Raw genomic sequence first — 14,837 nt, 5'->3', positions numbered from 1 at the left:
ACTTCAGGTGTCGACCTTCTTACCAGCTCATCCATTCCTGCGGGTGCCGGGCACCGGGTCGGGCAGCGTGTCGGCGGAGATCGTCATCGGCACATTCTGACCCATGCGGATCTCCGCTGAGCCGGTGCTGCGGCTCACGTCGATCGTCACGGTCCGTACGCCGCTCAGCAGGCCATTGATCACAAGTTTGGCGAGCGCGCCACATGGCGACGATCTTGGCTCGGCTTACGCCACCAGCTCCTCGCTGAGGGTCCATAGACGCGCGGCCGCCTCGGGGTCGCGGGCCAGGGAGCTCGGCTCGATCTGCTTGCCGCGGAAGAAGTAGCCTCCGGTGACCTCGGCCGCCTCTGGGGCGCTGGCCAGGTGGACCGGGGTGGCCGCGCCGGTCTGGACGGTACCCATGAAGGGCTTGGCGGCCGCGACGAGGAGCTTCGCGACGCCGCGGACCTCGCGGCCCAACTGGGTGCGGATGAGGCCCGGGTGCAGGCAGTTGGCGACCACGCCGGTGCCGGTCAGGCGCTTGGCCAGCTCGGCTGTGAACAGGATGTTCGCCAGTTTCGACAGCGGGTAGCTCGGCTCGCCGCGGGCCAGTTCGTCCCAGGGAATCTGCTTGGCCGAGCGATGCACATTGGACGAAACCGTGATCACGCGGGCCGGCGCGCTGCCTACCAGCCGTTCCCGCAGCAGGCTGGTCAGCAGGAACGGCGCCAGATGGTTGACGGCGAACATGGTCTCGTAGCCGTCGACCGTGAACTGCTGCTTGAGCATGATCACGCCGGCGTTGTTGTCGAGTACGTCGAGCCGGTGGTACTTCTCCAGCACCTCGGCGGCCAGCCGGCGCACTTCGGCCAGGCTCGACATGTCGGCCGTCAGGAGGTCCACCTCGGCGCTGGGCGCCCGATGCCGGATCTCCTTGACGGCCGCTCGCCCTCGCTCGACGTCGCGCCCGACGACGACCACGGTGGCCCCCAGCTCGGCCAGCCGGGCCGCCGTCTCCCGGCCAATCCCGCTGGTCCCGCCGGTCACCAGACACACCTTGCCGGACATTGTGGTCATTGACCCTCCCGGATGTACTTGCCGCAGCGCCATTCTCTCCACGGCGACGCCTCGGGTACCAGGTGTGGCTCGACGCCGTCAGCAGACGTGCCCAAGACACACGAGCGCGACGAGCAATCCCTCCGTCGAGCGAACGCGTCTTGAGGTTCCCCCCCCCGCAGGACGGACACCTCGCCTGAGTCGACCTTGCGTCGGCTGGGAAGGAAGGGACTCGTGCCTGCACCTCACTCGCCTGAGTTTCGTGAGCGCGCCGTCGCACTGGCCCAACTCGGTGACAAACCGATCATCACTCTGGCCAAGGAACTGGGAATCAGCCGTTCCTGCCTGCAAAACTGGCTGGCCCAGGCCGACGCCGACCAGGAAGGGCAAACGTCGGGTCGGCTCACGACGGCCGAGAAAGCCGAAATCGCCGAGCTGCGACGCAAGAACAAACAGCTGGAACTGGAAAACGAGATCCTCAAACGCGCAGCCGCGTATTTCGCGCGTGAGAACGTTCTCCCAAAATAGCGTACTCGCTGGTCCGTGAACTCGCCGACGACGATATCCCTATCGCGGTGGCCTGCCGAGTGCTGAAGGTATAGCGCTCGGGATACCACGATTGGCTCGGCCGGCCGGCATCGGCCAGGGAACAGGAGAATACCGAACTCACGAAAATCATCCGCGAGATCCATGTCGAGTCCCGCGGTAGCTACGGCTCGCCGCGCGTGCACGCCGAGTTGACGCTCGGCCTGGGGCTGGCGGTGAACCGCAAGCGCGTCGAGCGGCTCATGCGCCGCGCCGGGCTACGGGGCGCCTACCGGCGACGAGGCCGCCGCAGCCTGGTCAACGTCGCGACCGAGGACGACCTCGTCGGCCGGGCGTTCACCGTGGAAGCTCCTGACCGGCTCTGGCTGACCGATATCACCGAGCATCCCACGAGCGAGGGGAAACTGTATTGCGCGGCGGTTATGGACGCTTATTCACGCCGGATCATTGGCTGGTCGATGGCGTAACGTCAGACGACGGAGCTGGTCGTCAACGCGCTTTCCATGGCCGTCACCCGCCGTACTCCGGAGGGTGGGGCGACTATTCTGCATTCCGATCACGGCTGTCAGTTCACGTCCTGGGCATTCGGGCAGCGACTCCGCAAGGCCGGGTTGATGGGCTCGATGGGAACGGTCGGCGATTGTTTTGACAATGCGATGATGGAATCGTTCTGGGGGACGATGCAACTCGAACTGCTCGACACCAAGAAATGGGCAACAAGAGCAGAACTCGCCAACGCGGTGTTTGAATGGATCGAGTGCTGGTACAACCCCTACAGGCGGCATTCCGGCATCGGAATGCTCAGCCCCAACGAGTACGAGCGGCGTCACCAGCCGCCGGACCCTGGAGCCTGATGGCACACCGCCGGTGTCCGGACTACTGGGGGAAGCTCAGTATTGGCCAGGCCACTCGATACCGCAGCCCGTGGGCGTGCAGCAGCTTCCGCACGGCGAGCTCAGGGGCAGTGTCCCTCCGACGTTGCCTGCTCATCCGTGCCGACACATCGACCGATCTGGGAAGAGGCATGGTGGCTACGACATAGCAGAGCTGCGCGCCTGGACATTTCTCAGCGGGAATTGTAGCGTGCGAACATTGGCCGTGATCAGGAATGGTGTCATCGGGAATGCTGATCACGATAAGGAGTCGTGCGAGCTGCGGTGGGAGATGAGTTACTCTATTCCGCCGGCTGTCTTCCGGGCGATATGAGCAGAAGCAACAACGTCTTCGGAGGGGTTGCAGCTAGCAGGGATAATTGGAAATGCATGGAAACCGACGTTTGATTTAACCTCGGGCTCCGTCGGGCATGGCTGTCGTGCATGCATTTGAGGGCTGGCATCAGTGGCGCAGAGATCCCCCTAAAGGGGTCAGCCGTGCAAGAGTCCTGTGAAATTTGGCCAGGCTCGCTTCTGTCATCATTCCGCGAGCCATATGCGTCCTCGCACTTGCGCAAGTATCAGCCTTCGCCCGGTGGCGCGTCTGCTGCGCGCGAAGCTGGCTGCGGGGTACCGAGATCCGCGGACGGTGCGTCGTCGACGGTGGCGGGCGCGATGCCCTGGACGTGTGATTCCTCCCGCCAGTACGGGAGGATTTTTCGTGTTTGCCAGAACAGAGGTAGTCGGGTCTATTATTGCGCCGGTGATGTCGGTGACACCCCTCGTGGCCATAGGTCTGATCTGACCGCTTTATGCACGATGAGGCGTGTATGCGGCAATGGATGTGCCACAAGCATTTTGTGATGCCGAGAGTGGCGGCAGCCTTTCAGGGTCGGACGAGAGAGGCATGAGGGCGTAATGGCGAGGCGGCAGGACTGGACCCCGGATGTCGGACTCACACAAGAAGTCGAGAAGCAGTTCGAACGAGCGATCGCGTCGTACGAGGCAAATCCCAACCTCATCACCGAGCATGCGAACCACGAAGAGTCGATCCGAGTCGGTGGGTACGCCAACCGCACGCTCCTTGAACTGGTGCAGAACGCGGCGGACGCCATGTCCGGCGGCTCTTCGGATCATTTCGGTGCGGGGCGGGTGGAGATCGTCCTCGACCTGCGGTCCGCGACGCTGTACTGCGCCAATGCCGGACGTCCGTTCTCGAAGAGCGGCTTGACGTCGATCGCACACGCCCACCTCAGTGGCAAGCGCGGTGACGAGATTGGGCGCTTCGGTCTGGGCTTCAAGTCGGTCCTGGCGGTGACCGATGCGCCCCAGGTGTACAGCCGATCGGTCTCCTTCGAGTTCAACTCGGACAAGGCAAAGGCGGCGATCAATGCTGTCCGAGCGCCTGCGAAGAGGCTTCCTGCGCTGCGGACCGCCACTCTGATCGATGCTGAGGCGGCGTTCGAGGAAGATTCCGTGCTCGCCGAGTTGGCCGAGTGGGCGACCACGGTTGTCAAGCTGCCACGAGCCGCCAACTTGGAACGTTTAAATGAGGAGATTCGTAAGTTCCGGTCGGAGTTCCTCCTGTTCGTCACCGAGGTGCGCGAAGTGCGGCTTCGTGTCATCGGGTCCGAGGAGGAGTCCTACAGCACGAGCCACATGTCCAGAGACCTCGGCGAGGGTAGCTTCAGGATCGAGCGCCCGGACGGGTCCGGCGACGAGTGGGTCGTGGAGCATCGGATGCACTCTCCGTCCCAGGAGGCTCGGATCGAGGTCGGAGAGGCGGTTTCGCGGGATCAGGTCAAGGTCACGGTCGCGATGCCGTCCCGCCAGTCTCGGCCCAAGACCGGCGAGTTCTGGTCATACTTCCCTTTGCAGGACAAGACCACTGCCTCGGCGCTGTTCAATGCTCCTTGGAGCGTCAACGACGACCGGACGACGCTGCTCGAGAACACCTACAACCGAGAGATCCTCAAAACTCTCTCCGAGATGTTCGTAGGGATGCTTCCCAAGGTTGCGCCAAGTGACGACCCTGCCGCCCACCTTGAGTACATGCCTGCGCGTGGTCGTGAGGTGCTCTCGTTCGGTGACGACATTCTCTCCACGCACGTGCCGAGCATCGCGGCGCAGCGCGAGATCGTTCCAGACGCGACAGGCAGGCTGAGGCTCGCTGGAGAGCTTCGCCCGCTCGACTTCATGGTCAGCGGTGTCTCCGAGCAGGACCACAGGAACTGGATCAATTCCCCGAACACGGGCGACGACGTCCCGCATTGGCGCTGCTATGCCATCCAGCAGCGAATCGCCCGTCTGCGGCAGCTCTGCGTCTTCAGCGTCGCCGAGAAGTTGGAGATCAACGCTCGGGACGAGAAGCGAGCTCTTGAGGCAGTGCCGAAGCGCGGCATCCTCACGTGGCTGCGCGAGTGGGCCGAGGGCACGGATCCCGCTTCGGCAGCGAGAGCCTTCACCTTTGTCGTCGACCACCTGGCCATCGAGGGGATTCAGACGGCACGGGTGATCCCGACCACAGATGGCTTGTGCGCCTTGAAGGACCGGAGCAACGTCTTCCTCAGGCGGGTCGACGACGTCGACATCGAGGGAGCACGGTTCGTCGCCGAAGTCTTTCTCGCAATTCCGAAGATCGACGAGCGTCTACGCGGTCAGGGGTTCCGCGACCTGGATCCCCTCGCCATCCTGCGAGCACGTCTCAACAAGCTCTCTGCCGACTCCGATGACGAGGCCCTGACCAGGTTCTGGGACGCGGTTTTCAATGTTTCGCCGTCAGAAGCCGCGAGGATGCTGTCGAAGGACACGTCGGGGCACATCAAGGTACCTATCCTTGACGGTAAGTGGTCGTGGCCCAGCCAGGTAGTGGACATCGACGGACTTGGAAATGAGTTCGGCGGGAGCCTGCTGGACCGATCCCGATGCGTCCCACAGGTGGCTCACGCAGTAGGCGTCGTCCACGATCCCGTGAAGGAGTATCCCACCGAGGACGAGGTCTTCTTCGGGGACTACTGCCGGTGGGTGAGGGACTTCCTCAACACCAGGCGGGGGCCGGGTGAACGAGAGATCGAGCGCATCGAGTTCGTCGAACACGCGGGCCCTGGTCCGTTCTCCGTCCTTTTCATGCTGCGGGACGCAGCCGCGCCTGATCATCTGCGAGAGAGATGGACGACGCAGCTGTTGGGGTTCGAGGATGAATCCTGGACCGTCGAGGACCTCGATTCCCGTCAGACCTACCGGGTGACCTCACCGCTTCGATGGGCGGTCGACCGAGTAGGCGTGCTCCCCTCTACCCGGGGCCGCAGATCTCCACAGAAGATCGTGTCGGCAGCCATGGTCGAGTACGAGGACCTGCTGCCGCTGTACCGAGGCCCCCGAAGCGTCGAGCACAAGCTGAACCTGCCTCGCGAGCTGGCTCAGGTGCCGTCGGACGTGCTGCGGGAAGCTCTCGAGGCGGAGCTCTTCCCGCCACGCGTCAAGGATCACACCTTGACGAAGTTCATCATTGCCGCGAGCAGACTCGCGTTCCCGCAAGGACATCCGTCACGGATACCAGCCCGTATCGGGCAGGGGGTCGAATCACGGCGGCCGGACACGGTCTACATCGCGACCACGGACGAGGAGCAGCGCTTCCTGGCGTCTCGGCAGAAGCCCTACCTGAGGGCGAACAGTGACGAGGTCGCCGCTCTGGTCGAGGTCGTGGGATGCCGTAGGTTCGAGGACAGCTTCTCCTTCTCCATGTTGATCGAGGGGCAGCAGGACGGCGAACGCATCATCGACCTGTACACCGGACTTCGCTCGACCTACACGGCGGACAAGGTCATGAACGCCACGGTGGCGAGGGCTGTACACATAGCCAAGCGCGTGACCACCGAGGACGGTGTGGAGGACCAATCGCTCGACAGGTACCTCGACGGACATGCGTTGATCGTGCGGGCAGACCTCGGAGAGCGGGAAGTCCTGGAGGTCATCAACCAGGCATTCGGTCTGGGGTTGGACAACGCCCAGCTGAGCGAAGTACTCAAGGCAGGGCTGGACCAGCGTCTTGAGGAGCAGCGCCAAGCAGCCAAGGCGGCCCCCACCGACGAGGAGCGTCTGGAGGTGTTCTTTGGGGACGACACCCTCCGGGAGGCGTTGCCCAAGGGCCTCTGGTCGGCACTTGAGAGACAAGGCTTGGTGAACAACGCGACCTCTGTCGCGGAACTCTTTCTCACCGTCTACAGAAGCGATTCGATCCGATTGCTCGCCGACCAGTTCCGCGGCGAGGGATACACGGACGTCCCCACGACGTGGGCCGGCGCGGCGCCGACCATCACGTGGCTTCGCAAAATGGGGTTCGGTGCCGAGTACGCCGGTCAACGGAATGAGCGTCAGGACGACGAGTTCGTCATTCCTGGAGCCGTCAAGCTGAACCCCCTGCACGATTTCCAGCATGACATCAGCACCCGCCTGAGGGACGTCCTGATCCTCAAGGAGCCGAACGGCAACTCGCTCAAGGCCATGGTCGAGCTCCCTACCGGTGCAGGAAAGACTCGCGTGGCGACAGAGACGGTGCTGCGGCTGTTCATCGACGGTGCCCTGAGCGGGCCCGTGCTCTGGATCGCGCAGTCCGCCGAGCTCTGCGAACAGGCGGTGCAGACCTTCAGCATGGTGTGGCGCGGCCTGGCTGACGAACGACCACTGACGATCGGCAGGCTCTGGGAGAGCAATTCGGTGCATGAGCCTGACACACAGTTCGGCGTCGTCGTCGCCACGGATGCGAAGCTGGTCAAGATCATCGATCGCCCGGAATATGCGTGGCTGAGCAACGCGTCCGCGGTGATCGTCGACGAAGCCCATCGCGCGGGGAGCTCTTCCAGATACACGAAAATCCTCAGATGGCTGGGTGTGGACGGGCGCAGTTGGGAGCGGCCTCTCGTCGGCCTCTCCGCGACGCCGTTCAAGGGTTCCATGGGAAACGACACTCAGACGAAGGAGTTGGCTGCGCGCTTCGGACGCCGCATGATCAAGGCCTTTGAAGGGGGCGAGGCCTACCGGAAACTGTCCCGGATGGGTGTGCTTGCTCGCGTCCGGCACGAGGTGCTTCCGGGGGTCGACGTCGTTCTGAACCCCGGCGAGGAGGCCAACGTCCGGACTCAGCGCAAGCTCGAACCACAGGTTCTCGATCGCATCGGCCGAAACCAAGCACGTATGGCGGTCCTCGTGGACCACATCATGCAACAGGATCCGGAATGGCCGATCCTCGTCTTCACCCCTAACGTGCTGTCAGCACAGGTGCTCGCGGCGACCCTGCGTTACCGCAAGGTCGAGGCCGCCGCGGTGAGCGGCCAGACCGGTCGCCAGGAACGCCGGGATGTCATCGAGCAGTTCAAGTCGGAAAAGATCCGTGTGCTCGCGAACTGCGATCTGTTGATCCAGGGATTCGACGCTCCTGGTGTCCGTGCTCTTTACATCGCGCGTCCGACGTTCAGCCCGAGCGCCTACATCCAGATGGCCGGGCGTGGCCTTCGCGGGCCGGAGAACGGCGGCAAGGAGGAGTGCCTGATCGTGGACATCGCCGACAACTTCGGTGCGGTCAACGACTTTCTCGGCTACCGGGAGTACGAACAGCTTTGGCGGGAGCATCGCGCATGATTCTTGTTCCGGACCTCGCGGACATCGAGGCGACAGCGACGAGCGGTGCAGAGCGCCGGGTCGCACGTGTCCTCGGCGCGATCGAGGGGCCAGAAGGCGCCGTCGCGTTCCACTCTGTGTCGCTCCGAACCCACGGGACCAAGCAACAGGCGGAGGCTGACTTCGTCGTCCTGTGGGAGAACATCGTCATCCTGGTCGAGGTCAAGGGCGGAGGCGTGAGCAAGCACGACGGCCTCTGGTACACCGTCGACCGACGCGGCGACTGGAAGAGGCTTCGTGAATCCCCGATGCGGCAGGCACAGTCGGCCATGCACGCGCTACGAGCGATCTTCAACGAAGAAGGCATCGGTTGGTATGCAAGCGAGGCAGTTGTCATCACGCCTGACATAGATGCCCCTCCTCCGACCGTCGAGTCGAAAGGCAGCCACTGGTGGGCCAAGGAGGAGATGAGCGTCACTGCCATGACAGCGGCCTTCAGGACCGTCGTCGACGGAGCGAGGACGGCGCCGCATGGAGTGAAGATCGCGCATACCGACCTCTTACGGGCACGTCTCTTCGGTGAGTTCACACGGATGCCGGTCGTCGATGCCCAGCGCGGGGCCGTGATCGAGGAGCAGAACCGTGCGACGGACGACCAGGCGCGTGTGCTGTCCGCGCTCTCACGCAACCAGCGCATGATGGTGATCGGAGGCGCCGGTACCGGGAAGTCCCTCGTGCTGACCGAGGCTGCGAAACAAGAGGCCGGCGAGGGCAGATCCGTTCTGATCACCTTCCACTCGCCGGCATTGGTCGACTTCTTCTCACCGCGCATCACAGGACGTGCGATCGACCTACGCCCCTTCTCCGAACTCGACGGAGAGAAGAAGTACGACGTCGTTCTCGTCGACGAGGCGCAGGACCTCATGAACGCCGACGGGATGGACGCGCTGGACGCGGCCATCAAAGGAGGACGGGCGAAAGGTCGGTGGCGGATGTTCCTCGACCCCAACAACCAGGCCCACGTGGACGGCTCCTTCGACCAGGACGTCTACGAGCTCGTGTCCGACGAGGCGTTGCTCCTCGACCTCAACCGCAATGTCCGCAACACGCGGGCGATCGTCCACGTCGTCCAGGAGTACCTGGGGGCTGACATCGGAGATCCTGGAATCGTCAATGGTGAGCGAGTGCAGTGGAGATGGGCCGATGCGGAGGCCGATGTAGCCGCTGCGGAGAGCGTTGCACGTCAGCTCGTCGACGACGGTGTCCGTCGCGAAAGCATCTGGATCATCAGAGCCACGTCCGACGCCGCTCCCGTTCGGAGCGCCGCAGGTTTCACCGTGACCAGCCCGCGCTTTGCGAAAGGGCTGGAGGCGGAGCACGTGATCGTCTGCGACCTGCCCGAGGATTATGACGAGCACGGGCTCGCCGGGTTCTACGTCGCCGTCACCAGACCACGGGTCGCGCTCCATGTCGTCGCTTCCAAGGACGACAAGCAGCGGCTCCAGGGACTCGTCCGGAAGCAGGTCGGGAAGTGAACCTCACCGAGGCACAGCGTGCCGCACTGCAGCACCTTCGGGACACCTACGTAGGGCCGGACGCGGGACCGGAAGAAGTGACGCGCAACCTCCCGCATCGGCAGTACGCCGTCGGGATGCTGTTCCCCGCCGCTCCGGAGACCGATGGCCAGGCTCAGGCCGAACCCCAGGACGAGATCTCGGCGGACGTACCCGAGGGAGATCTCGAGGAGGACGGGGCGGCTGTTCCGCTGGCCGAGGACTGGCGTCCATCGTCCGTCGCGATCTCCTTCGTCACCGACGGTGCTTCGGTGGAAGCAAGCCTCTCGTGCGGTACGTACTCGCAGGAGTCGGTCGAAGGGCCGCCCAAGTGGCGTCGTAGACCGTTCGCCTCGGGCAAGATCTCGCTGGCCAAGGGCCAGCGCCCGGAGCTTCTCACAGTGGGCGACGTGCCTGTGGAGATCGGGTCGCGCTGGCGCGACTTCAGAGGGAACTTCCTGGTCACGGTGCACGTCAGGGTGATGTCCGAGTCCACCGGAGACGATCGTCTCGACATCCCTCAGATGCTCTTCCAGGTAGGGCTGTCCGTCAGTCCAGCCGCGGGCGCACAGTTCATGGAGTACGACACCACCCGTCTGTTAGGCGGCGATCAGGAGACCGCCGAGCTTCGGCTCAGGTACCGCAACCGCAAGGTCTACGCCGTCGGTCACGGGATGGCCGCCGACTGGGACTTCACGGACGGTCGCTGTAATGCAGTGTTCCTCGATCCGGTGCCGGCTTTCGTCGTGCCCGCCGTCGAGACCACGGGCTTCCCGAAGAACACCCCCGAAGCGCAGTCCTTGGAACTCGCACATCTCATGAGGATGGATTCGGACCCGGAGCCGGTGCTGCAGTCTCTGGATGCGTTCGCCGACGCGTTCGCCGAGTGGGTGGACGAACAGACGTGGCGGGCTGAAGGATTCGGTGACGAGGCGGAGGTCGCTCGACGAATTGCCCGCCGCTCCCAGGACGCGGTCGAACGGATGCGGGCCGGCGTGGCGCTGCTTCGTGATCCGGCTCAGGGACTCCTCCGTACGGCATTCGCTCTGGGCATGGCGGCGATGCGTCTTCAGATGCGTCAGTCCTCGATCAACAGAGGTGGCCCTGGGGCCGATTCCAAGGAACCACGTTGGAGGCCTTTCCAGCTCGGGTTCCTGCTCGTCTCGCTCGCCTCCACCGTCGACGAGAAGCACGGTGACCGTGACCTCGTCGATCTCATCTGGTTCCCGACCGGCGGTGGCAAGACGGAGGCGTATCTGGGCCTCGCGGCGATCGAGATCTTCCACCGGCGACTGCTCCATGGCACAGCGGGTGGTGGCACCGCGGTGATCACCAGGTACACACTTCGGCTCCTCACCTCCCAACAGTTCCAGCGGGCAGCAGCGCTCGTCTGTGCCATGGAGCTGCTCCGTGGCGCGGATTCTCGAGTGAAGGGTATGACGCCCTTCACGATCGGCCTGTGGGTGGGGAACGAGGTCACTCCCGGGACCCGCTCGGAGGCGAAAGCAGCGCTGGACCGGCTCTTGAAGGCGGCACGACCCGAAGAGGCCAACCAGTTCCAGGTGGAAAGCTGCCCCTGGTGCCTGGCACCGATGGTGCCCAAGATCAAGAGCACGCAACCGAAGGACTACGGCATGCGTCTGCTCGGCAAGGACGTCGTGCTCCACTGCGTTGACACATCGTGTCGATTCAGCGACGAACTGCCGCTCGCCGTCGTCGACGAGGTCCTGTACGACGATCCGCCCACGATTCTCCTGGCGACCGTCGACAAGTTCGCCCGCCTCCAGTTCAAGCCCGCGGCGGGAAGGCTGCTGGGTCTCGGAACCACGTTCAAGCAGCCCTCCATGGTCATCCAGGACGAGCTCCATCTTCTGTCCGGGCCGCTGGGCACCACCGTCGCGGTGTTCGACGCCGTGATCCAGCTCCTGCTGAGCCGGATGGGTACGAGTCCTAAGATCGTTGCCTCCACTGCGACCATCCGCGCTTCGGACGAACAGGTGCAGGGGCTGTACGGGCGCAAGGTCGTGCTCTACCCGCCGTCCGGGCTCGACGACGACCAGACTTTTTTCTCTCGACCTGTCAAGAACGGCGAAGGGCGGCTCTACATCGGGCTCATGCCTCAGTCGGTGTCCCAGCCTTCGGCCGTCATCTCTGCGGTCACCCCGCTCATCGAGATACCCGAGGTCCTCTCCGCCGGTGGCAGAACCGTCGTACCCAAAGACGCCTACTGGACACTGGTCATGTACCACAACTCACTCCGGGAACTCGGACGTACCGGAACGCTCGTCATTGACGACATTCGGGCCCGACTCGAGCCCCGCGCGGAACGTCTGGGCCTGCCCTCGCGAACGGTCAGGGCGGAGCGTGTGCTGGAGCTGACCAGCCGAAGGGGAGCGGAGCAACTCCCGAGCGACCTTCGAGCGCTTCGGGTCCGTGTGGACGAGTCCCCGGATGCAATCGACGTCGTCCTGTCCTCGAACATGCTTTCCGTCGGCATCGACATCCCCAGGCTTGCCCTGATGCTCATGGTCGGGCAGCCGAAGACGACCGCGGAGTACATTCAGGCGACGAGCCGTGTCGGACGTGGCGACACCAACGGCATCGTGGTGACGCTCTTCAGGTCGAGTCGTGCGCGGGACCGGTCGCACTTCGAGACCTTCCGTGCATACCACGAGGCGCTCTACCGCAGCGTCGAACCGACGAGCGTGACCCCCTGGTCGTTGGCATCGCGGGAGCGCTCGCTGGCCGGGGCGCTCGTGGCGCTGGTGCGACAGTCGTTCGTCCCGCTGGCTGACAATGACACAGCAGGACGGTTCGACCTCGATGACATGGCACTCAGTGATGCTGTGTCGAATCTTGTCGACCGCTTCCTCGGATATGTGGCTCGGGCCGACGACATCGAGGCGGAGGAGACGCGACAGGCGATCTGGAGCCTTCTGCGCGACTGGGACCGTCGAGCGAGTGCGGCCCGCGAAGCGGACGAGACGCTGGGGTACGAGCGGTCAGCCAAGATCGAAAAAGCGCTGGTGAAGAGGTTCGGACAGCCCGGGGAAGGGTGGCTCGTCGGCGACTCGATGAGGTCGGTCGAACCGAACGTGGCCGTGAACGTCCAGGAACCTCAGGAGGAGGTGCACCGTGGAGAAGATCAAGCATGACCTGCGGTTGTCAGAGACGATCATGCCCTTCGGCGTCGGAGCGATCGTCGACATCCGAGGCGAGTCACTGATCGCGGCGGACACCTCGTGGTGGGACAAGAAGTACGCCCATGAGATCAGCTGTGAGCGACTCCTCGCCAGGCTCGGTGCGGGTGTCCTCAGGCAGCCGCCGACTCATGCCGGCCATGCGGGGAAGGACACACCGGCACTGCTCTACTGGCGCTTTCCCGCCTGGCGGTTCTGCGAGAGGTGCTCAAAGCTTTCCAAGCTGACAGGAAAGAAAAAAGGTAAGTGGAGCAACACCTGTGAGTGCGGAGGGTTCCTCGTCCCGATGCGCTACATCGCGATCTGCGAACAAGGCAGTCACGCCCAGGACGTCCCGTGGTTCAAGTGGGCGCACAGGGGCCACGGGGCGAGCCTCGACGAAGCTGTTCGCTTCTGCAAGGCCTACAAGGAGCTCCGGTTCGAGAGGCTGTCCGGTCAGGGCGAGGGTCTGGCCTCCCTCCGGGTCAAGTGCTACGGCTGCGGGCACAGCCGGTCTCTGGCGGAGCTCGTGACGAAGGACGCCCTGCACCGCGACGGCCTCCACTGCGTCGGCCGGCAGCCGTGGGAGCCGGACAGCTCCGTGAAGAAGCCGTGCAACCACCGTCTTGTCGCGGTTCAGCGGGGGGCGACAGGGAACTACATCGCCGATCGAATCTCCGCGCTCGACATCCCTGAGGAACGTCCTCCGTCAGCGGAGGTCGCCGACAAGATCCGTGGTCATATGTTCTTCGGGAAGCTCGTGGCGGACAACGGCGGACCTCAGACGGAGGTGATTGCGGGATGGATAGCCGGCGAGCTGGGCGTGTCTCAGGAGACCGTACTCGAGGTCGCGGCAGGAGACGAGCCCTCGGCCGACGACGTACTTCTCGACCTCAAGGACGGGGAGTGGGCCGCTTTCTTGAAGAAGCTCGAGGGTGGACGAGACCGTACCGGTGGAGACTTCGTCGTCGACGGATGGAGCCGGGACACGACCTCGGGACCGGAGAGTCTCGTCAGCCGGATCGCTGGTGTCGGACAGGTGCACCGGGTACGCGAGGTGACTGCCTTGCGGGGCTTCAGGCGCCACAGCGCGGAGGCCGATCTGATCGCTGCTGATCTCGGACCTACAGGGTTCCCCATCTATCCGGCGATGGAAATGTTCGGCGAGGGAATCTTTCTGAGGTTCGACGAGGACAAGCTCGCACAGTGGGAGGCGCAACCGGGAGTCCAGGCGCGGGCAGGGATCCTCTTGAAGCGCCGCGCGGGCACGCCATGGGCGGACCGGCTCGACGTTCCCGAACCGCGCTACATCGTTCTGCACACGTTGTCGCACCTGCTCATCCGCAGGCTGGCGTTCGCCAGCGGATACGCATCAGCGTCGCTGCGGGAACGGATCTATGCGAACTCCGACCGGAAGGACAAGACCGCCGGGATCCTGATCTACACTGCGGCAGGGGATGCCCAGGGAACCCTTGGAGGACTGGCTCGGCTCGGACAGCCTGGGAAGCTGATCCCGCTGCTCGTCTCGGCGCTTGACGACGCGGATGTCTGCTCGAACGACCCTGTGTGCATAGAGAGAGACAGGCAGGGTTCGTCCCAACTCAACCTGTCTGCATGCCACGGTTGCTCCCTTGTGAGCGAGACCTCGTGCGAGACCGGCAACAGACTGCTCGACCGTCAGCTGGTGCTCGGAGGAGGAAACGTCGTCGGCTTTTGGGACGGGGTTCTGGCAGAAGTGCGTCAAGCGGCCGGTACAGGGCGATCGGAATGAGAGCCGTGTACAAGGCATAGAGCGCCGAGTTAGGAGAGTGGTTGCTGCGCACACGGCTTATGACCTATGAGCTGCATCAACACCGTGCTCTCCATCTGCAGAAGACAAGATCATCCCGTGCATGTCCCGCGCTCTCGAATTGGAAAGCACGTCAGCATGCCCATCCAAACGGTTCACAGACCGTTGGCGACGATGCACATGCGACGCGACCCCCTTCAGCGCCTCTCGCTCGCAGTGATCCATGAATGCTTCCTGGAGTCGAGTT

General features: G+C 63.9%; 7 protein-coding genes and 1 pseudogene. 5 read left to right on the top strand and 3 right to left on the bottom strand.

Translation table 11 applies throughout. The annotated features are described in order from the left end of the window. Window positions 1-27 precede the first annotated feature (27 nt). Both ABT352_RS15895 and ABT352_RS15890 read right to left on the bottom strand, forming a co-directional pair. On the bottom strand, window positions 28-150 hold the full coding sequence (locus ABT352_RS15895; protein WP_350945556.1) for a hypothetical protein: 123 nt from the start codon (window positions 148-150) through the stop codon (window positions 28-30). A gap of 75 nt (window positions 151-225) precedes the next feature. Beyond that, window positions 226-1,056 carry an SDR family oxidoreductase gene (locus tag ABT352_RS15890; RefSeq protein ID WP_350945555.1) on the bottom strand — a complete coding sequence of 277 codons (831 nt, stop codon included), beginning with the start codon at window positions 1,054-1,056 and terminating at the stop codon, window positions 226-228. A 213-nt stretch (window positions 1,057-1,269) separates the two neighbouring features. Here ABT352_RS15890 and ABT352_RS15885 point away from each other — a divergent pair. Then, window positions 1,270-2,435: pseudogene (locus ABT352_RS15885) on the top strand (IS3 family transposase). A 22-nt stretch (window positions 2,436-2,457) separates the two neighbouring features. On the opposite strand, the gene ABT352_RS15880 reads toward ABT352_RS15885, so the two are convergent. Continuing rightward, complete coding sequence (locus ABT352_RS15880) at window positions 2,458-2,571, bottom strand: PDDEXK family nuclease (RefSeq protein WP_350945554.1); 114 nt, start codon at window positions 2,569-2,571, stop codon at window positions 2,458-2,460. An 800-nt stretch (window positions 2,572-3,371) separates the two neighbouring features. Here ABT352_RS15880 and ABT352_RS15875 point away from each other — a divergent pair. The 4 genes from ABT352_RS15875 to drmB are packed head-to-tail and all read left to right on the top strand — an operon-like array spanning window position 3,372 to window position 14,572. Beyond that, window positions 3,372-8,090 carry a DEAD/DEAH box helicase gene (locus ABT352_RS15875; RefSeq protein ID WP_350945553.1) on the top strand — a complete coding sequence of 1,573 codons (4,719 nt, stop codon included), beginning with the start codon at window positions 3,372-3,374 and terminating at the stop codon, window positions 8,088-8,090. Further along, window positions 8,087-9,604: a nuclease-related domain-containing DEAD/DEAH box helicase gene (locus tag ABT352_RS15870; protein WP_350945552.1), complete on the top strand. Its 1,518-nt coding sequence runs from the start codon at window positions 8,087-8,089 to the stop codon at window positions 9,602-9,604. The genes ABT352_RS15875 and ABT352_RS15870 overlap by 4 nt, the downstream gene beginning before the upstream one ends. Beyond that, window positions 9,601-12,777 (top strand): helicase-related protein, encoded by a 3,177-nt coding sequence (locus ABT352_RS15865; protein WP_350945551.1) that lies wholly within the window; start codon window positions 9,601-9,603, stop codon window positions 12,775-12,777. The genes ABT352_RS15870 and ABT352_RS15865 overlap by 4 nt, the downstream gene beginning before the upstream one ends. Beyond that, window positions 12,758-14,572: a DrmB family protein gene (gene drmB, locus ABT352_RS15860; protein ID WP_350945550.1), complete on the top strand. Its 1,815-nt coding sequence runs from the start codon at window positions 12,758-12,760 to the stop codon at window positions 14,570-14,572. Before ABT352_RS15865 ends, drmB begins: the two co-directional genes overlap by 20 nt. The last annotated feature ends 265 nt before the right edge of the window (window positions 14,573-14,837 follow it).

Source organism: Streptosporangium sp. NPDC000563 (genome assembly GCF_040299985.1).
In the GTDB taxonomy this organism is placed as follows: Bacteria; Actinomycetota; Actinomycetes; order Streptosporangiales; family Streptosporangiaceae; genus Streptosporangium.
The sequence above is the reverse complement of the archived record's forward strand: the minus strand, read 5'-3'. Positions and strand labels throughout refer to the sequence as shown.